Annotated in this window: 16 protein-coding genes; 10 read left to right on the plus strand and 6 right to left on the minus strand. The window is 64.9% G+C overall.

Annotated features, from left to right (window positions below; genetic code table 11):
• Positions 1–434: 434 nt before the first annotated feature.
• Positions 435–1,973 (plus strand): peroxidase family protein, encoded by a 1,539-nt coding sequence (locus ABIA90_RS31655; protein WP_354121233.1) that lies wholly within the window; start codon positions 435–437, stop codon positions 1,971–1,973.
• A 122-nt stretch (positions 1,974–2,095) separates the two neighbouring features.
• On the opposite strand, the gene ABIA90_RS31660 is transcribed toward ABIA90_RS31655, so the two are convergent.
• Together ABIA90_RS31660 and ABIA90_RS31665 are read right to left on the minus strand one after the other, a co-directional pair.
• Positions 2,096–2,614, minus strand: a complete 519-nt coding sequence (locus ABIA90_RS31660; protein WP_354121232.1) for a hypothetical protein — start codon at positions 2,612–2,614, stop codon at positions 2,096–2,098.
• Positions 2,615–2,652: 38 nt separating this feature from the next.
• Positions 2,653–4,200: an acetolactate synthase large subunit gene (locus ABIA90_RS31665; protein WP_354121231.1), complete on the minus strand. Its 1,548-nt coding sequence runs from the start codon at positions 4,198–4,200 to the stop codon at positions 2,653–2,655.
• A 269-nt stretch (positions 4,201–4,469) separates the two neighbouring features.
• Here ABIA90_RS31665 and ABIA90_RS31670 point away from each other — a divergent pair, with 269 nt between their 5' ends.
• Together ABIA90_RS31670 and ABIA90_RS31675 are read left to right on the plus strand one after the other, a co-directional pair.
• Positions 4,470–5,048, plus strand: a complete 579-nt coding sequence (locus ABIA90_RS31670; RefSeq protein WP_063985416.1) for a L,D-transpeptidase — start codon at positions 4,470–4,472, stop codon at positions 5,046–5,048.
• 84 nt (positions 5,049–5,132) lie between these two features.
• Entirely contained in the window at positions 5,133–5,948 is an 816-nt protein-coding gene (locus ABIA90_RS31675; RefSeq protein WP_085398749.1) for a DUF2927 domain-containing protein, read from the plus strand.
• A gap of 186 nt (positions 5,949–6,134) precedes the next feature.
• On the opposite strand, the gene ABIA90_RS31680 is transcribed toward ABIA90_RS31675, so the two are convergent.
• The gene (locus ABIA90_RS31680; protein WP_354121230.1) at positions 6,135–7,262 is read right to left on the minus strand and encodes a threonine synthase; all 1,128 of its coding nucleotides are present in this window, start codon (positions 7,260–7,262) and stop codon (positions 6,135–6,137) included.
• Between the two features lie 383 nt (positions 7,263–7,645).
• Here ABIA90_RS31680 and ABIA90_RS31685 point away from each other — a divergent pair, with 383 nt between their 5' ends.
• The 3 genes from ABIA90_RS31685 (at position 7,646) to upp (ending at position 10,979) form a co-directional block, all read left to right on the plus strand.
• A complete protein-coding gene (locus ABIA90_RS31685; protein ID WP_354121229.1) occupies positions 7,646–8,902 on the plus strand; it encodes a GTP cyclohydrolase II in 1,257 nt (418 codons plus the stop codon).
• Positions 8,903–8,909: 7 nt separating this feature from the next.
• Positions 8,910–10,148: a URC4/urg3 family protein gene (locus ABIA90_RS31690; RefSeq protein WP_354121228.1), complete on the plus strand. Its 1,239-nt coding sequence runs from the start codon at positions 8,910–8,912 to the stop codon at positions 10,146–10,148.
• Between the two features lie 201 nt (positions 10,149–10,349).
• Positions 10,350–10,979, plus strand: coding sequence for a uracil phosphoribosyltransferase (upp, locus tag ABIA90_RS31695; protein WP_014492299.1), 630 nt, complete (start codon positions 10,350–10,352; stop codon positions 10,977–10,979).
• 67 nt (positions 10,980–11,046) lie between these two features.
• Here the strand turns inward: upp and ABIA90_RS31700 are convergent, their stop codons facing one another.
• Together ABIA90_RS31700 and ABIA90_RS31705 are read right to left on the minus strand one after the other, a co-directional pair.
• Positions 11,047–12,159, minus strand: coding sequence for a M48 family metallopeptidase (locus ABIA90_RS31700; RefSeq protein ID WP_354121227.1), 1,113 nt, complete (start codon positions 12,157–12,159; stop codon positions 11,047–11,049).
• A gap of 3 nt (positions 12,160–12,162) precedes the next feature.
• Positions 12,163–13,317 carry a YjgN family protein gene (locus tag ABIA90_RS31705; RefSeq protein ID WP_502916670.1) on the minus strand — a complete coding sequence of 385 codons (1,155 nt, stop codon included), beginning with the start codon at positions 13,315–13,317 and terminating at the stop codon, positions 12,163–12,165.
• A 390-nt stretch (positions 13,318–13,707) separates the two neighbouring features.
• Between ABIA90_RS31705 and ABIA90_RS31710 the strand changes: the two genes are divergently transcribed.
• Complete coding sequence (locus tag ABIA90_RS31710; protein ID WP_354121226.1) at positions 13,708–14,973, plus strand: cytochrome P450; 1,266 nt, start codon at positions 13,708–13,710, stop codon at positions 14,971–14,973.
• 54 nt (positions 14,974–15,027) lie between these two features.
• Positions 15,028–16,302 carry a cytochrome P450 gene (locus ABIA90_RS31715; RefSeq protein ID WP_354121225.1) on the plus strand — a complete coding sequence of 425 codons (1,275 nt, stop codon included), beginning with the start codon at positions 15,028–15,030 and terminating at the stop codon, positions 16,300–16,302.
• A gap of 224 nt (positions 16,303–16,526) precedes the next feature.
• On the opposite strand, the gene ABIA90_RS31720 is transcribed toward ABIA90_RS31715, so the two are convergent.
• Positions 16,527–17,447: a LysR substrate-binding domain-containing protein gene (locus ABIA90_RS31720; protein WP_063985424.1), complete on the minus strand. Its 921-nt coding sequence runs from the start codon at positions 17,445–17,447 to the stop codon at positions 16,527–16,529.
• A gap of 125 nt (positions 17,448–17,572) precedes the next feature.
• Here ABIA90_RS31720 and ABIA90_RS31725 point away from each other — a divergent pair, with 125 nt between their 5' ends.
• Positions 17,573–18,742 (plus strand): acyl-CoA dehydrogenase family protein, encoded by a 1,170-nt coding sequence (locus ABIA90_RS31725; protein WP_354121224.1) that lies wholly within the window; start codon positions 17,573–17,575, stop codon positions 18,740–18,742.
• A 9-nt stretch (positions 18,743–18,751) separates the two neighbouring features.
• On the plus strand, positions 18,752–19,855 hold the full coding sequence (locus tag ABIA90_RS31730) for a CaiB/BaiF CoA transferase family protein (RefSeq protein ID WP_354121223.1): 1,104 nt from the start codon (positions 18,752–18,754) through the stop codon (positions 19,853–19,855).
• Positions 19,856–19,869 lie beyond the last annotated feature (14 nt).

The following is a 19,869-nucleotide window of genomic DNA, read 5'->3' on the forward strand; positions in this document are numbered from 1 at the left end:
ATTAATCTGTGGGCCCCCCCCCCCGCCGCGGGCGGGCGGCCTTTTGGGTAAACAACGCGGCGCCGGCTTTTCCCCAATCTCCCCGGGGCCCCCCGCCCGCGGGGGGGGGGGGGGGCCCCCCCCCCCCCCCCCGCCACACTTATTGCGTGAAGACGATCCACTTCGCCGACAGTCCGGCGAACTCACTTGCGCGAAGCCGCTCGTGCGCGCCGATGACGAGAATGTTATCCGTCATCGCACAGGGAAAAATTTGCAAAGCGCGGCCGCAGCTTGCTCGTAACGCTCCCTCCCGGAACAACATCGATGTCGCGCAGTGTGTGAAGCAGATCGCTTGTGGCACCCAATCGCCTGATCTAGCGTCGCATGCATATTCTGTTGCGAACAACTTTAGCTTTATTCGTTGTACGTCGTGACTTTTCAGGGAGGTGTTTTCAATGAGCAGCCGCCACAGCATTGTTCCGCGCGGTCTGAACGCAACGCGTTCGCCGCTTTCCCAGGGCCGCTTCGGACGCATGTTCCGCAAGCTCACGCCGGCGAAATTCGGTCCGAACGACGCCGACAATGTCGCGAACCTTTCGGCGCTGGCCGACAAGATGGTCGCCGACTTCGATGGTCCGAAGGACGGTCCGGACGCGGAGGAGAGCGGCATTCCCGCGCTCTACACCTATTTCGGCCAGTTCATCGACCACGACATCACCTTCGATCCGGTCAGCTCGCTGACCAAGCAGCAGGACCCCGACGGGCTCGTCGACTTCCGCACGCCGTCGCTCGATCTAGACAATCTCTATGGCCGCGGTCCGAACGATCAGCCCTACATGTATGACGGCATCAAGTTCCGCCTCGGCGAGAAGCTGACCGGCGCGGGCGTACCCGATGCTAGCGACCTGCCGCGCTTCAAGGGCCGCGCCCTGATCGGCGATCCCCGCAACGACGAGAACAGCATCGTCTCGCAGTTCCAGGCCTTGATGCTGCGCTTTCACAACCGAATGGTCGACGACAATGACAGCCTGTCGTTCGAGGAGGTGCAGCAGCGTGTCCGATTCCATTATCAATACGTCGTGCTGAACGACTTCCTGCCGCGCATCGTCCACGCCAGCGTGCTGGACGAGCTGAAGACCGCGGGCCAATACGACCGCAGCAAGCTCGCCCACTATCACTGGAAGACCTATCCGTTCATGCCGGTCGAGTTCTCGGTTGCGGCCTACCGTCTCGGCCATTCCATGATCCGCCCCGGCTATCGGCTGAACGATGCGGACAACATGCTGTTGCAGATCTTCCCCGACCCCCACAATCCCGACAAGAACGCGCTGACCGGCTTCCGCGCCATGGGCCCGGGACGCGCCATGGATTGGGGCCGCTTCATCGATCTGGACACGCGCCCCTATGGTGTCGAGGACGACGACACCAATCCCGACAACAAGAAGCGGCTGCAGTTCGCCTATCGCATCGACACGTCGCTGGTCGATCCGCTGCGCAAGCTGCCGCCGGAGGTCGCCTCCAATCCGTCGTCACTGGCGTTGCGCAATCTCGAGCGCAGCTGGCGGCTCGGCCTGCCCTCAGGCCAGGCTGTCGCCAAGGCGATGAACCTGACGCCGCTGACGGATGATCAGATCATCATCGGCAAGGCCGTCGACGAGCCCGGCGCGGGCGATCCGCAAACTGGGATCGCGACCATCGCGAACGGGGTGTTTGCCGGCAATTGCCCGCTCTGGACCTACATCCTGGCCGAGGCGCGGCAATTCCAGACCGCGGTGACGATCCCGGCCACCGGCGCGCCGGCAACCGGAATCAACACGCCGCAGCTCGGCCCCGTCGGCGGTCGCATCGTCGCCGAGGTCTTCCTCGGCATGATGTTCGGTGACCATTCCTCCGTGCTGTCGCTCGACCCGCAATGGACACCGGTGACCGGCTCCAGCTTCGCGCTGAAGGACCTCGTCGCCTACGCGCTCGGCCAGGGCGATCCGCTGCACTGAGGTGGTGACAGTTCACGGGAGGTCGTCATGCCCGGGCTTGTCCCGGGCATCCACGTTCTCAGTACCACGTGACAAGGCGTGGATGGCCGGGACAAGCCCGGCCATGACGCTGTGGAGACGGTCTAATGCGCAGCCCCTAGACCGCTCTCCTCCAGCCGCGCCGCAAACCATAGCGACAGTGGCTGATCAACGACGCCGCTGACATAGACTTCCGAAATCGTCACATGCTGCCTGTCCAGCACCAGCAGCAAGCCGATCCAGTACGCGAACCAGACATGCGCGTCGGTCAGCGCCATCAGCTTGTGCTGGTCGTGGTCGAGCGAGGTGTGATTGCTCACCTTGCGGATCTCGACGGCGAGCAGATTGTTCGGGATCTCGCGCTGATGCACGACGACGTCGGGGTAGATCGATTTTCCCAGATGATCGTCGGTGGAGACGATGGTGCCGTGCGGCAGATGCAGCGTGCGCTCGCCGAGGCGGTCGTAGTTGCAATCGACTGACCAGCCGGAGAATTGCCGCTCCAGATAGACAGCGAAGCGGTGCGTCACCGCCCGCTCGCCGACGTCCTTCTCGAACAAGAATCCTTCGTGGGCGTAGAGGTCCCGGAGCGCCGCGATCACCTTGTTCAGCTCGGTCTGCATCTTGCCCCCCGGCCCTCGGCGCTCCCTGATGCTGCGCCCTACATCTGGACTTCGATCAGCCGCGGCCCGGGCTCGGCGACGGCTTCGGCCAGAGCCTTGTTGAACTCTTCGGCATTGGTGACGGCGCGGCCGGGCACGCCCATGCCCTTCGCCAGCGCGACGAAGTCCAGCGTCGGACGGTCGAGCCGCAGCATGTCGTTGGCGCGCTGGCCGGGCTCGCCGGCGCCGACATTGTCGAACTCGCCGCGCAGGATCTGGTAGATGCGGTTGGCGAACACGATGGTGACGATGTTGAGGTTCTCGCGAGCCTGCGTCCACAGCGACTGGATCGTGTACATCGCGCTACCGTCGCCGACCATGGTGATCACCTTGCGGTCCGGACAGGCGATCGCGGCGCCGATCGACAGCGGCGTGGAGAAGCCGATCGAGCCGCCCATGTTCTGGAGCCAGTCGTGCGGAGCGGCCGCCGCCGTCGGCGGGAAGAAGCCGCGGCCGGTGGTCAGGGATTCGTCGACCATGATCGCGTTCTCGGGGATGGCGCATGCGATCGCCTGCGCGATCGAGGCGAAGGTCAGCGCACCGGTCGGCTTCACCAGCTCAGCCAAGGCCTGCGGCTTGACGTCCTTCGCGCTCGCCTTCACCGCGCCGGCCAGTGCTTCGAGCGCCGCGACCGAATTCTCGCCCCAGGAGGTCATGCGATGCACCTCGCAGCCCTCGGGCTTGAGCATGCTCGGCTTGTTCGGATAGGCGAAGAACGCCACCGGATCATCGGACTCGACCAGCACGATGTGCCGGAACTTCGCCAGCATCGGCAGCGCGTTCTCGATCACGTAATGAATGCGGTCGATCGAATAGCGGCCGCGGCCGCGCGCCATCTTGGGACGGAAGGTCGGGCCCATCACCGTGCAGCCGGTTTTGCCGGCGATACGCTCGGCCAGCGCCAAGCCCTGTTCGCTCAGCGCGCTGCCGGTCATCAGCAGCAGCGTACCCTCGCCGTCGCCGTGCAGGATCTTCGCGGCCCGCTCGACCGCCTGCGGCGAATAGCTGGCGCGCTGCTGCTCGGCCGGTACCTCGGCGATGCCATCGGCCTCGTTCCAGGCGGTGTCGGCGGGCAGGATCAGGGTCGCGATCTGTGGCGGTGCGCTGTTGGCGGCGGCGATCGCCGCGGCGCCGTCAGCTGCAACCGATTTGGAGTCCGGCGAGGTGCGGACCCAGGACGACATCGGCCGGGCCAGGCCCTCGATGTCGGAGGTCAGCGGCGCGTTGTAGTCGATGTGGTAGACCGCATGCTGGCCGACGATGTTGACGATGCCGGAATTCGCCTTCTTGGCGTTGTGCAGATTGGCCAGGCCATTGGCCAGGCCGGGGCCGAGATGGAGCAGCGTCGAAGCCGGCGTGCCCTTCATGCGGAAATAGCCGTCGGCGGCCCCCGTCACCACGCCTTCGAACAGGCCGAGCACGCAGCGCATGCCCGGTACGCGATCGAGCGCCGCGACAAAATGCATCTCGGAGGTGCCTGGGTTGGTGAAGCAGACATCCACCCCACCCTTGACCATCGTCCGCACCAGGCTTTCCGCACCGTTCATCCCAAAGCTCCCTGCAACCGGCAATATTCAAATGTCCCCTCGATCAATCATTGTTCGCCGCCTCCGTCAAAGCAATAGCCGGCATCGCTGGCCTGCTCCGCGCGACGATGCGCTTGTTTGGCTAATGCTTTCAGGCAAATTAGCGTGGTTGCCGGTTTGGTAACGCCAAACGTTAAGGATGATCTCCCTCACGGGCCCGTGGCTTGCGAAAAGCCCGCAAATATGGCCTGTGACTTCAGTTGAATCCGATTTTTTTGCTGGGGGAAACAATGATCCGATTTTTTGCCGCGCCGATTGCCGCCATCGCACTGCTGTCGGCCACCGCCGGCGGCGCATTCGCCGAGGGGTTCGACTCGCGCGAGATCATGGGCTTCGGCCCGAGCTTCTTCCGCGGCGGCTCTAGCCCGATCCCCCGCACCACCATCATGTACAACGGCAATTACGCCCCCGGCACGATCGTGGTGAACACGAGCGAGCGCCGCCTGTATCTGGTGCTCCAGAACGGCCAGGCGCTGCGCTACGGCATCGGCGTCGGCCGCGACGGCTTCCGCTGGGGCGGAGTGCACAGGATCACCGCCAAGAAGGAATGGCCGGACTGGACGCCGCCGTCGCAGATGCTGGCCCGCCGGCCCGACCTGCCGCGCCACATGAAGGGCGGCATCGAGAATCCGCTCGGCGCGCGCGCGATGTATCTGGGCTCGACGCTCTACCGCATCCACGGCTCCAACGAGCCGGAGACGATCGGCCAGGCCGTGTCCTCGGGCTGCTTCCGCATGACCAACGAGGACGTCAGCGATCTCTACAGCCGCGTCTCGGTCGGCACCAAGGTGGTCGTGCTCAACAACTAGCCGTCGGCGAACTGCGGGAACCCGCAGGGCGCGTGAATATGCGGTCTTGTGCGTCGCTGCCGAATACGGCAGCGTCGGGACGTAATGAGCGCATTGGCCCCGCCTTCGTCAGGCTTTCGCATCGCCCTGCTGGCGCTCGCCACTTTCGCGTTCGCCCCTGACACCGCTACCATCGCCGTCGCGGGCGAATTGCCCGCGATCGCCTCGCGCCAGCGCGCCGAGAAGAAGAGCTTCACCGACGGCGAGATCGTCGAAGGCTTTCTGAAGACGGCGTTCGGCGCCGAATACCACCTCGCCGGCCGCGTCGACCGCATCCGGAAATTCGACGGGCCGGTGCGCGTCTACGCCGAGAGCGAGCGCGCCGACCGCAAGACGCAGCTCGCCAAGGTCGTGGCCGACATCGGCAGGCGCGTGCAGCATCTCGACATCGCCATGATCGACACCAGCGAAGCCGCGAACGTGCGGGTGAAGCTGGTTCGCGACCGCGACCTGTTTCGGACGATTTCCAGCTTCTACGGCGCGGAGAAGGCGCGCGAGATCCGCACCTCGCTCGATCCGCAATGCCTGTCCGGATTCCGCAAGAACGACAATTTCGAGATCGAGCATTCCGACGTGATCCTCACCGTCGACAACGGCGATTTCACCTTCCTCGATTGCGCCTATGAGGAACTGCTGCAATCGCTCGGCCCTATCAACGACACCGCGAGCGTGCCGTGGACCATGTTCAACGACAATGTGTCGATGGGCTATTTCGACGTCTACGACCAGTACATCCTCAACCTGCTCTACGATCCCCGCATCAAGCCCGGCATGACCGTGCAGGAGGTCAGGGCGGTGCTGCCCCAGGTGCTCGCCGATGTCAGGGCGTGGGTGAAGCGGGTGAATGATCTGAAGGAGTGAGATGCCGTTACCCTCCCCTGGAGGGGGAGGGTCGGCTCGCGGCGCGTCAGCGACGTGAGACGGGGTGGGGTGAAAGTCTCTCCACCGAAGCGCTGCCCGTGTGGAGAGATCACCCCACCCCGCTCGCGCTACGCGCGATCGACCCTCCCCCTCCAGGGGAGGGTAAGCGGCGCGCCTCCCCCGCCTCTACTGCACGAGATCGGCGACGGTGGCCGCAGCCTTCAGGCCCGTGCCGGTGAGGACCGCAACCGTGGTCTCGTTCGCCTTGATCGATCCCGCCGCGGAGAGTTTTTCCAATGCAGCGGCCGCGCTGGCGCTGGTCGGTTCGGCAAACAATCCCTGCCGCGCAAGACGCCGCAACGCGGCGACGATCTCGTCCTCGGTCAGCGCAACGGTGCCGCCGCCGCTCTCGCGCAAGCTTCCGATGATCTCGCGCAGGCGCAGCGGCTTCTTGATCGCGGTGCCCTCGGCGATGGTCTTGTTCACCTCGCGGGCGACCGGCGTGTCGACACCCGCCTTGAAGCTGGCATCGATCGGCGAGCAGTTCAGCGGCTGCGCCGCGAACAGGCGCGGCAGCTTCGCGATCTGCCCGGCTTTCAGCAACTCGCGGAAGCCGAAGGCGCAACCCAAGAGGCTGCTGCCCGCACCGACCGGAACGATGACGTTGTCGGGCGCGCGAAAACCGAGGTCTTCCCAGATTTCATAGGCGAACGACTTGGTGCCTTCGAGGAAGAACGGTTGCCAATTGTGGCTGGCATAGAAGGTCTGGCTCGACTGCCGGATGGCCTCGGCCTCCGACTCCTCGCGCGGGCCCTCGACGAGTTGAACTGTCGCGCCATAGGCGCGCACCTGCGCGATCTTGGCCGGCGACGTCGAGGCCGGCGCCAGGATCTTCACGCGCATCCCGCCGGCGGCACCCAACCCCGCCATCGACGAGCCGCCATTGCCGGAGGAGTCCTCCAGGATCGCGTCGACGCCGATCTGCCGCAGGAACGACAGCATCACCGAAGAGCCCCGGTCCTTGAAGCTGCCGGTCGGGTTGAACCATTCGAGCTTGAAGAACGGGCGCAAATCGCCCCAGTCCTGCTGGACCAGCGGTGTGCAGCCTTCGCCGAGCGTGATCGGCTTCTTGATCTCGACCGGCAGCGCCGCCCGGTAGCGCCAGAGCGAGCGCGTGGCACCGTCGACGTCCGCCCGCGATATGCCTGGTCCCGGCGTCACCAGCAGCGGCGTGCGCTCATCCGAGCACCAGCGCGGCTGGTCCAGCGGATAGAGCTGTCCGTTGCGGGGGTCGATGTAGCTGGCGGTGGGCATGGCAGTCTCCAGGCGAGAGGCGACCTATTTGTCCGATTATGTGGGTCCGGTCCAGCCCAGGGCACCGCGGTGGCGCAACTTGCGGGACACCCTCTTGAAAACATAAAAAATAAAACTATTTCAAATCCTTAGACCTATCGCGCGGATCGAATAGCAGGGTTCGGCCGGGGCGAAGGCGCGGCAAGCAGGCGAGCCCGACCTGCCCGTCGATGACGGGAATTTGGCCATGATCGCCTGCCCGGCGCGGTACCATTAACTTGTCTGTCGTCGCCAGCCGCTACAATATGTTGGATTGAGCTTGCATCGCCGGTGTTCGGCACCGGCAACGCAGGTGAGCCAGGCCCGTCCGAGCGGCGGGCCGTCGGCTTTTTGGGAGCCTGGACATGAGCCGCGCGAACCGTACCGATCACATCCGCCTGACCTCCCATCCGGAGCCGGGCAAAAAGGCCGCGTTTCCGATTCACTGGGGCGCAGCCGACGCGCGCGCCCGGGGGCCGATCATCGGCACGGTGTCGCGCGCTGGGGATCGCAACGTGATCGGCAGCCATGGCGGCTCCTACGCGATGTACCGGGCGCTCGCGGTGTCCGCAGGCGCGCTCGATCCGATCCGCCGGCCCGACCTCACCAACACCTTTCCGGCCGCGACCATCGGACCGTTTGAGCAATGGCGCGATCCCGACAAGATCGTCGCGCTCGATCCCTGGGGGCATCTCGTCGCGGAGAATTTCGGCAAGGACATCGCCGAGGGCGTCGACATCCGTCCAAGCATCGCGGTGACGCGCGCGCGGCTCGACCTGCCTGAGATCCGCGAGGCGCTCGCCGCAAAACGGCTGCGCGCCGACGGCGAGGTCGTACACGCCAATGGCAGCGTGTCGGTGGTGAAGATCGCGATCGATCCGGTCTGGTACCTGCCGGGCCTTGCGACGCGCTTCGGCACCGGCGAGACCGAGCTGCGGCGCACGCTGTTCGAGCAGACCGCCGGCATGTTCCCCGAGTTGGTCACCCGGCCGGACATGAAGATATTCCTGCCGCCGATCGGCGGCACCACCGTCTACATGTTCGGCGATGTGACAAAACTGCCGGACCACCGCACCAAGATCACCTGCCGCGTGCATGACGAGTGCAACGGCTCCGACGTGTTCGGCTCCGACATCTGCACCTGCCGCCCCTATCTCATCCACGGCATCGAGGAATCCGCGCGCGGCGCGCAGGAAGGCGGGCTCGGGCTCGTCATCTACAACCGCAAGGAAGGCCGCGCGCTCGGCGAGGTCACCAAATTCCTGGTCTACAATGCGCGCAAGCGCCAGGAGGACGGCGACGCGGCCGCGGCCTATTTCGAGCGCACCGAATGCGTCGCCGGCGTCCAGGACGCGCGCTTCCAGCAATTGATGCCGGATACGATCCACTGGCTCGGCCTGAAGCGCATCGACCGCTTCCTGTCGATGAGCGACATGAAGCATGACGCGCTGACCTCGCAGGGCATCGACATCGTGGAGCGCGTGCCGATCCCGCTGGAGCTCATTCCGGCCGACGCCCATGTCGAGATCGCCGCGAAGAAGGCCGCCGGCTATTACACGACCGACATCGCGCCGGAAAAGGACGTGAACGGCGTGGTCGGGCGCTCGCTGGAAAAGTACTGATCGCGCGATGACGGAGGCTCTGGAACAACAGGCCCGCTCCCTGCTCAGCGCAGGAGCGGTTCGCGCGCGTGCCGCAAAAATGCTCGAGATCGGCCTCGCCGGCGGGCTCCGGCACTTCACGATCGACCTCGACCGCATGGATGGTGTGGCGGAGGCCGTGATCGCGGTCACACGCAAGGCCTATCCGACGTTGGACATCCCCTTCCATGCCCGCTGGCGGCATTTCGTGCTCGGCGGCGTCGATCGCTGGGCGGGCCTTGCCGACAAAGTATCGTGGCCGGATCGCGCGGCACGTGCGCGCGCGGAGTTCGACCTCGCCATCGTCAGCGTGCTGCTCGACGCAGGCGCGGGAGCCACGTGGCGCTATCGCGACGCCGGGACCGGCGAAAGTATCGGCCGATCGGAGGGGCTTGCCATCGCAAGCCTCGACATGTTTGCAGGCGGCCTGTTCTCCGGCGATGCGCGTGCGCCGTTCAGGGCCGATGCAGACGTGCTGGCGAAACTACCGCTGGCCTCCCTCATCTCGGCCTTTCAGGCGAGCGATGCCAATCCGCTGCTCGGTCTCGACGGACGCACTGATCTGCTGCGACGTCTGGGCAAGCTGGTTGCCGAGCGCGCGGACATCTTCGGCCTGCACGATACGCCGCGGCCAGGCGGCCTGTTCGATCACATCGCGGCACAGGCTGTGGGCGGCGCGGTCGCCGCGCCCGCCATCCTGTCGGCAGTGCTGAACCAGCTTGGACCGATCTGGCCGTCACGGCTCGAGCTCGCCGGGATTCCGCTCGGTGATTGCTGGCGTCACCCGGCGATCGACGCGGACGACGCAACGGCAGGCCTCGTACCCCTGCACAAGCTGTCGCAATGGCTGAGTTATTCGCTGATCGAGCCGCTGCAGCGCGCCGGCTTTGACGTCACCGACATCGACGGCCTCACCGGGCTCGCCGAATACCGCAATGGCGGCCTGTTCGTCGATCACGAGGTACTGCGCCTGCGCGATCCCGGCGATGCCGAGCGCGCGCATGCGGTGGATTCCCTGCTCGTCGTGGAGTGGCGCGCGCTCACCGTTGCGCTGCTCGACCGGCTTGCGGGCAGCATCCGCGCCAGGCTCGGCCGCACGCCCGAGACCTTGCCCCTCGCGAGCATTCTCGAAGGTGGCAGCTGGGCTGCCGGCCGCGCCATCGCCTTCGCGCGCCGGCCGGACGGCTCACCGCCGCTCAAGGTGATCAGCGACGGCACGGTTTTCTAAACCCTCTCCCCCTGTGGGAGAGGGTGGCTTCGCGAAAGCGAAGCCGGGTGAGGGGTTGTCTCCGCGAGGGCATCTCTCATTGGAGTTCGTGGAGAGAGACCCCTCATCCGGCGCTTCGCGCCACCTTCTCCCACAAGGGGAGAAGGGAAGAAGCAACGGCCCGTCGCGTTTCACCCAAGTGCATTTCGTTAGGAGCGTTTCATGGAAGGCGTCACGATCGTCGATCATCCGCTGGTGCAGCACAAGCTGACGCTGGTGCGGGACAAGTCCATCTCGACCAAATCCTTCCGCGAGCTGATCAAGGAGATCGGCATGCTGCTGTGCTACGAGATCACGCGGGATCTGCCGCTCGCCGATACCGTCATCGAGACGCCGCTGGCGACGATGCATTCGGCCAAGATCGCCGGCAAGAAGTTGGTGTTCGTGCCGATGCTGCGCGCCGGCACGACCTTCGTCGACGGCATGATGGATCTGGTGCCGACCGCGCGCGTCGCCCATATCGGCCTCTACCGCGAGCCGCACAGTTTTGCCGCGGTCGAGTATTTCTTCAAATCGCCGTCCGATCTCAGCGAGCGCCTGGCGATCGTGGTGACCCCGGTGGTCGCCACCGCCAACACTGCCGTCGCCGCAATCGACCGGCTGAAGGAGCGCGGCGCCAGGGACATCCGCCTCGCCTGCCTGATCGCGGCCCCCGAGGGGCTCGAACGGCTGCGTGGACTGCATCCCGACGTTCCGATCTGGACGGCTGCAGTGGACGAAGGTCTCGACGAGAACGGCTTTATCCTGCCGGGCCTCGGCGATGCCGGCGACCGCGCTTACGGGACGCGGTAGGCGCGGAGATCTTTTTTTTGACGCGTTTTCTTCACGCGAACCGGTCGCCACTTCGCTCGAAAACGCTCTAGATCTTCCCGCTGCCGCAAATCAGCTTGAGCGACTGCCATTCCTTGTCCGTCAGCAGCGGCGGGCCGCTGGCGGGACGATCTTCCTTCGTCATGCGCGCGAGGCGGTCTTCGGTGAGCGGGTGGCTCGCCAGGATCGTGGTGAGGCCGGAGCCGCCTTCCTTGCCGGTGATGCGGAACATCAATTCGGCCGCGGGTTTCGGCGAGCGGCCGAGCTTGTGCATGATCTCGATCGCGAACGTATCCGCGGCGGTCTCGGCCTCGCGCGAATAGGAGGCTTCGACCACGCTGCGCGAGGCAAAGATCACGGCGGAGGAGCCGGTGACGTCGCCGAACAACAGGCCGATCAGGAACGAGGTGCCGCCGTTGTAGATCAGCCCGCGCATGTTGTCGTAATGCTTGAGATGGCCGAGCTCGTGAGCAAGGATGCCGGCGAGCTCGTCGGGGTTTTCGGCCTTGTCGACCAAGCCCCTCAGCACGTACACCTTGCCGCCGGGCAGCGCGAATGCATTCGGCACCGAGGTCGGCAGCACGCCGGCCGTCATGGAATCGTCGTCGAGGCCGGCGGCATCGCGCAGACGGTTGACCAGTTTTGTGAACGCGGCCTTGCCCGCGGGGTCTTCGCACGCTTTGCGGCCGAAGATGGTTTTCACCTGGACTTCGGAGGCGTCGCCGATGCGCCGTTCGATCGGCTTGGGCACCAGCGGCGCGAGCCGGTCGGCAGCGAGCGGCACACCGAACAGCACGACGCAAACGATGGAGACGGCGGCGGCCACCGACCAGCCGACGATCTTTGCGACACCGCGGCGCGACGTCTGGTGCTCGTCGAGACGCATGCAGCGGGCGGTCACGTCGGCGGCGAGCGCGGCGTCGCGAATTTCAAGCCGCGCCAGCGGCGGCGCGGATGTCGAGGCCAGGCGCAATATCCCTGCCGGACTGTCGGCGCGGCGAATGTCGGCATAGGTCCAGCGAACCGGCGCTCCGCCGTCCTCGACGATGTCGAGCGCGTCACCGAGCGCCAGCGACACCTCCCGCCTGCGGCTCGACACGCCGTCGAAGAAGATCGTCGGCTTGGCGGACTGCGCCGGAACCTCGGTGGACAACTCACTCACAGATCAGAATCCCGCGACATCGAGCCCATCGGCAAAGCCTTCGCCGAGCGCGCTGGCAAGCTCACCGCTGCCGCGGACATCCGCCGCGGCTCCGATGTTGTGCACCTCGACGGTTTCCAGCACCTTGGCCCAGAGATCGCGCTGCAGATAGACCCGCATGACGATGTTGATCGCGAGCGCCACGGCGAAATAGCCGATCACCATCATGACCAGCATCGGGATGCTCTTGCCGGCATTTCCGGGGCCGAAGACCTGATCAGCCGGAACGCCACTCAGCTGGACGACGATCAAGGCACCGCCGCCCATATAGGCGGCGAAAATGGTCGAAAGCAGCATCCACCAGCCGATCACTTTCCAGTACAGGCCGTAGAACGCGTTGTGCGGCAACTCCGAGGACAGGCTGACACCGCCGATGCGGATGCCGTCGAGCCACCAGCGCCATTCACGCGCCTTGAACTCGGCATAGAAGAACGGAGCGAGCGGGAAGATCACGATTGCGATCGGGCTCAAGAGCCACAGCCACCAGCCGCGCTTGAAGAAGGTCCAGCCGTCGCCTTCGAAATCGCCGGAGAGATCGCCGTAATGGGTGTGCCGCATCTTGTAGCGTTCGAGCGACGCCTCGCGCCAGGGCAGCGCCAGGCCGAGGGTGAGAAACACCAGCAGGCCCCACGCCATGGCGCGGAACGAATAGGCCCAGCCCGAGCCGTCCATCCAGAACCGGACGCCGCGCCAGACCGTGCGCGTCAGGCGATAGCGCCGCGCGCGAAAAATCGCGAACTGTCCGAAGGCGTAGAAGCTGATGAACAGCGGCGTCGAGGCAAAGCCCTGCCAGCGCTCGAACTCGATGCCGATGAGAAAATAAGCGAGGTAGATCGGCACCAGGATCGCGAGCGCGAACAGGAAGCCGACCAGCAGCTCCTTGGCCCGGCCGGTGTATTCGGCCGCATCGCCGTCGACCGCGGTGTTCGTCCACAAATGACGGCGGATGTCGGTGACCAGCCAGAACCGGTAGAAGCCGAAGGTGACGAGCTCAAGCATGGCACCCTTGGTGACCATTTTGCGGAACTCGGAGCGGTTGCCGGTGAAATCGACCCGCGTGGGCGGCAGCGGCGGGGGTAAGGGTTCGGACCCGATGGGGGCCCATTGCATGTCGTTCACGGCGGCAACCTCGGGGTGCGGACCTGATACGGTCAAACTATAGATCAGAGATTTGGTCGATCCCCAAGATGGCTGGGTTCGATTTACCTCGATTTCTCGCATGATTCCGCAGGCGCGGGGGTGCGGGAGATCACGTTGACACATCTGCGTGACGGTTGCTGATCCGTAGCCCGGATGGAGCGGAGCGTAATCCGGGACAGCGCCAATGGCGGCCCGAATCCCGGATTTCGCTCCGCTCCATCCGGGCTACGCATCTAGCCACCTCTCGCAAAGGTTGGATGTGGCAAAAGTCTCCCTTGCTCCGACGCAGACAACCGGCTGTAATTGCAAATCAAATACCGCAGCGCAGAATTCAACGAGAACGCGCGGTTCATGTCAGGGAGAGCGGTCATGCATGGGACCATCGAGAGCGCGGCGAAGCTCGACGAGCTACGCGCGCGCGCCACGTCACTGCCGCTGGAGCAGTTCGATCCGGGCGATCCCGAGTTGTTCAGGACCGATACGTTCTGGCCCTATTTCGATCGGCTGCGCCGCGAGGATCCCGTGCACTATTGCAAGGACTCGATGTTCGGGCCGTACTGGTCGGTGACGCGCTACAACGACATCATGGAGATCGAGACCAACCATTCGGTGTTCTCCTCGGCCTCCGCGCTCGGCGGCATCACCATCCGCGACATCGACCCGGACCTGCGCCGCGAGAGTTTCATCTCGATGGATCCGCCGCGCCACGCGGCGCAGCGCAAGACCGTAGCGCCGATGTTCACGCCGACGCATCTGGACAATCTCGCGCTCAGCATCCGCGAGCGTTCGGCCGAGTGCCTGGACAATCTGCCGCGCGGTGAGGTGTTCGACTGGGTCGATCGTGTCTCGATCGAGCTCACCACGCAGATGCTCGCGGTGCTATTCGACTTCCCCTGGGAGGACCGCCGCAAGCTGACGCGCTGGTCCGATATCGCCACCACCATTCCCGGGCCGGACGGCCTCGTCGCCACCGAAGACGAACGGCAGGCCGAGCTGACGGAATGCGCGGGCTATTTCGCGCGGCTGTGGAAGGAGCGCATCGAGCAGCCGCCGAAGAGCGACCTGCTCTCGATGATGGCGCACGGCGCCGCGACGCGCGACATGGATGCGAAAAACTTCCTCGGCAATCTCATCCTTTTGATCGTCGGCGGCAACGACACCACCCGCAACACGATGTCGGGATCGATCTACGCGCTGAGCCAGCATCCGGAGCAGTATCGCAAGCTGCGCGAGAACCCCGGCCTGCTCGACAGTTTCGTGCCGGAGGTGATCCGCTGGCAGACGCCGCTGGCACATATGCGGCGCACCGCGCTTGCCAACTTCGAGTTCCGCGGCAAGCAGATCAAGCAAGGTGACAAGGTCGTGATGTGGTACGTCTCGGGCAACCGCGACGAGGAAGCGATCGAAAAGCCCTACGATTTCATCATCGACCGCGCCCGCCCGCGCACGCATCTGTCCTTCGGCTTCGGCATTCACCGTTGCGTCGGCTTGCGGCTTGCCGAACTTCAGCTCAAGATTATCTGGGAAGAGATCCTCAAGCGCTTCGACCATATCGACGTGGTCGGCGAACCCAAACGGGTCTATTCGAGTTTCGTAAAGGGACTTGAAACCTTGCCGGTGAAGATTACGGCGTGAGATCACTCCCTCTCCCCGCTTGCGGGGAGAAAGAGAAACACTGGAGCTACGACCATGAACATCCAGACTCCGGTCAAAACCGACAACGACGAACGCATGCGCAGGGCCCGCGAGGAGGCCTATGCGACGCCGCTGGCGCAATTCCACCCCGGCGCACCCAGGCTGTTCCAGGACGACACGCTGTGGCCGTGGTTCGAGCGGCTGCGCAAGGAAGAGCCGGTGCACTACTGCACCAATGCGCCGATCGAGCCGTACTGGTCGGTGGTGAAGTACAACGACATCATGCATGTCGACACCAGTCACGGCATCTTCTCCTCGGACTCGACGCTCGGCGGCATCGGGATCCGCGACGTGCCGCAGGGCTATGACTGGCCGAGCTTCATCGCGATGGACCAGCCGCAGCATTCGGCGCAGCGCAAGACGGTGTCGCCGATGTTCACGCCGACGCATCTTGACGAGCTGGCAAAACTGATCCGCCAGCGCTCGCAGACCGTGCTCGACAACCTGCCGCGCAACGAGACCTTCAATTTCGTCGAACGCGTCTCGATCGAGCTGACGACGCAGATGCTGGCGACCCTGTTCGACTTCCCCTGGGACGAGCGTCGTAAGCTGACGCGCTGGTCTGATGTCGCGACCGCGCTGCCCAAGAGCGGCATCGTCGCCTCGGCCGAAGAGCGCCGCCGCGAGATGGACGAATGCTACGCCTACATGTCCAAGCTCTGGAACGAACGCGTCAACTCCGCGCCGCGCAACGATTTGCTGTCGCTGATGGCGCATAACGATGCGACGCGCTTCATGGACCCCGACAATCTCATGGGCAACATCATCCTGCTCATCGTCGGCGGCAACGACACCACGCGCAACACCATGAGCGGCTCGGTGCTGGCGCTGAGCGAGAACCCGGACCAGTTCGACAAGCTGCGCGCCAATCCAGAGCTGATCGACTCCATGGTGCCCGAGGTGATCCGCTGGCAGACGCCGCTGGCGCATATGCGGCGCACCGCGCTTGCCGACACCGAGATCGGCGGCAAGCACATCAAGAAGGGCGACCGCGTCGTGATGTGGTACGTCTCGGGCAACCGCGACGAGGAGATGTTCGAGAAGCCGAACGACTTCATCATCGACCGCCCGCGGCCGCGCACCCATCTCTCCTTCGGCTTCGGCATCCACCGCTGCGTCGGCATGCGGCTGGCCGAGCTGCAGCTGCGGATCGTCTGGGAGGAGATGCTGAAGCGCTTCGACCGGATCGAAGTGGTCGGCGAGCCCAAACGGATCTATTCGAGCTTCATCAAGGGCTATGAGTCGCTGCCGGTGAGGATTCCGGGGTAGGCCCCCCTGTCATGCCCCGCGAAGGCGGGGCATCCAGTACGCCGCGGCCTCTCGGCTCGAGCACTGCAGCCTCTGGAATACTGGATTGCCCGCTTTCGCGGGCAATGACACCGACAGTGAGCCCCCTCACGCATCGTCCAGCCCAGCTATAAAATTCCGGCATGACAGGTCGCGCCAGATGCGAAGGCAAGTTGGCGCGCGGCTGTTCTAGGACACGCGTGCATCTAACTCAACTTGATGTCCCACAGGCCTTCCTTGCGGCAGGCCGCGACTTCCTCGCGCAATAGCGTCGTGATGGCGAGCGACGCCGTCGAGGCCGGGCGGTCGATCGGAGAGGCGAAAATGAGCTCGCGCGTCATCGGCTTGGATACGGGCGCGGTCTCCAGCCGTCCGTCGGCGACCTCACCGTGGACCGACGAGGGCGGCAGCAGCGCGAAGCCGAGGCCTTCCTCGACGAGGCTCGTCAGCACGCGGAACGAATCCGCCTCGAGCTGGACGTTGAGCTTGATCTTGCGCTGGGCGGCGGCGTGCTCGATCAGCGCGCGGAGACCGTGGGAATGACTGGGCAGCACCAGCCGCTGGCGCAGCAGCCAGCCGACATCGACGCTCTTCTTGCGCGCGAGGCCGCAGCCGCGCGGGCCAACCGCGACGATGTTGTCGCGGCCAAGGCTCTCCACGTTGAGATGCAGATCGGCGGAGCGGCCGTAGAGAATGGCCAGATCCATCTCGCCGCGATGCAGCCATTCGACGAGATGGCCGCTGTAGCTCTCGACGATGCGCAGCGAGATGCCGGGAAATTTTTCGACGCAGCGCCGCGCAAAGCGCGCCGACAGCACGCAGCTCACGGTCGGAACCAGGCCGAGCACGACCTGGCCGGACGGCGGCCCCTTGGTCGACTGGATATCGTCGCGGATCTGGTCGATCTGCCGCACGATGCCGGAGGTGCGGGCCAGCAGGAGACGGCCGGCTTCCGTCAGCACCATGCCGCGTCCGTTGCGCGTGAACAATTCGGTGCGCAGCTCGTGTTCCAGCAGCTTGATCTGCCTAGAGAGCGCCGGCTGCGCCACGCGCAACGTGTCGGACGCCTTGGAGAGGCTGCCGAGCTCCGCCACGCAACTGAAGGTCCTGAGCTGCCGGAAATCCATGCTTGCCAATCCTGGAAGGCTACTTCATACGCTATAGCAAATGAGCATAGGGGGCTGGCGATGTTTTCACAACGCCAGAGGATCGGCCGGCGTTATCTTGACTGCCGCTAGATACGGGAAACGCCATGAGTGAAGAACACCACACCGAAGATCACGCCGACATCCGCGAAGCCGTCGCAAAGCTCTGCGCGCAGTTTCCCGGCGAGTACTGGCGCAAGCTCGATCGCGAGATGGCCTATCCCAAGGCCTTCGTCGATGCACTGACGCAGGCCGGCTATCTCTCGGTGCTGATCCCCGAGGAATATGGCGGCGCGGGCCTGAAGCTGTCCGCGGCGGCCGCGATCCTCGAAGAGATCCAGCGTGCCGGCTGCAACGGCGGCGGCTGCCATGCCCAGATGTACACGATGGGCACGGTGCTGCGGCACGGCAATGACGAGCAGAAGGCGAAGTACCTGCCGAAGATCGCCAGCGGCGAATTGCGGCTTCAGGCGTTCGGCGTCACCGAGCCGACCAGCGGCACCGACACCTCCTCGCTGAAGACCTTTGCGCGCAAGGAAGGCAACGACAGCTACATCGTCAACGGCCAGAAGATCTGGACCAGCCGGGCCGAGCACTCCGACCTGATGGTGCTGCTGGCGCGCACCACGCCGAAGGAGCAGAGCAAGAAGCGCACCGATGGTCTCTCGGTCTTCATCGTCGATATGCGCGAGGCCAAGAACAACGGCCTCGAGATCCGCCCGATCCGCACCATGATGAACCACGCCACCACCGAAGTGTTCTTTACTGACATGAAGGTGCCGGCGGAGAATCTGATCGGCGAGGAAGGCAACGGTTTCCGCTACATCCTCTCCGGCATGAATGCCGAGCGCATCCTGATCGCGGCCGAATGCGTCGGCGACGCCAAATGGTTCATCGCGAAGGCCACGAACTACGCCAAGGAGCGCGCGGTGTTCGGCCGGCCGATCGGCCAGAACCAGGGCATTCAGTTCCCGATCGCCAAGGCCTACGCCGCGATGCGCGCGGCAGAACTCATGGTGAAGGAAGCGACGCGCAAATACGAAGCCGGGCTCGACTGCGGTGCGGAGGCCAACATGGCAAAAATGCTCGCCGCGGATGCGTCGTGGGAAGCGGCAAACGCCTGCATCCAGACCCATGGCGGCTTCGGCTTCGCCGAGGAATACGACGTCGAGCGCAAATTCCGCGAGACGCGGCTCTATCAGGTGGCGCCGATCTCGACCAACCTGGTGCTGTCCTACGTCGCCGAGCACGTGCTCGGCATGCCCCGCTCGTACTGAGGTCGCGCCATGGGAGCATTGGACGGGATCAGGGTGATTGCGGTCGAGCAGGCGGTCGCGGCGCCGTTCTGCTCGTCGCGGCTGGCAGACGCCGGCGCGGAGGTGATCAAGATCGAGCGGCCCGAAGGCGATTTCGCTCGCGGCTATGACGCGGCGGCCAAGGGCCAGAGCAGCTATTTCGTGTGGCTCAACCGCGGCAAGCAATCGGCGGTGGTCGATCTCGCAACGAAAGAAGGCTGCGCCGAGCTCGAGAAGCTGATCGCAAGCGCGGACGTGCTGATCCAGAACCTCAAGCCGGGCTCGATGGACAAGCTCGGCTTTTCACGCGAACGGCTGCTGAAGGACTATCCGAAGCTGATCTCGTGCACGATCACCGGCTATGGCGACGATGGCCCCTACGCCCACCGCAAGGCTTATGACCTGCTGATCCAGGCCGAAAGCGGGCTCGCCTCGATCACCGGCAACCCTGATGGAGCCTCGCGCGTCGGCATGTCGATCGTCGACGTCGCGACCGGCGCGACCGCGCATGCGGCGATCCTGGAAGCGCTGATCGCGCGCGGGCGCACCGGCAAGGGCTGTGACATCCGCATCTCCATGTTCGACGTGATGGCGGACTGGTGCACCGTGCCGCTGCTCAATTCCGAAGCCGGCAATCCGCCGAAGCGGATGGGCCTGCGCCATCCCTCGATCGCGCCCTACGGCGTGTTCACCTCGAAGGACGGCAAGGACATCCTGATCTCGATCCAGAGCGAGCGCGAGTGGAAGACGCTGTGCGTCAAGGTGCTCGACCAGCCCGATTTGCCGGCCGATCCGCGCGTCGCCAACATGGTCGAGCGCGTACGCAACCGGGATTTCACCGACAAGACAGTCGCAGATATCTTCGGCAAGATGACGCGCGACGAGCTGTTGAAGCGGCTGTCGGACGCCGACATCGCCTTTGCCGAGGTCAACACCATGGCCGACCTCACCAATCATCCGCATCTGCGCCGCATCGAGGTCGATACGCCCCAGGGACGTGTCAGCTATCCCGCGCCGGCGCCGATCATCGTCGGCGAGACCCGCAGCTACGGCGCTGTGCCGGGCATCGGCGAGCGGCCGGCCAAGAAGTCATAACAAGAGCGAGGCGT

This window comes from Bradyrhizobium sp. LA6.8, assembly GCF_040547935.1.
Lineage (GTDB): Bacteria > Pseudomonadota > Alphaproteobacteria > Rhizobiales > Xanthobacteraceae > Bradyrhizobium > Bradyrhizobium barranii.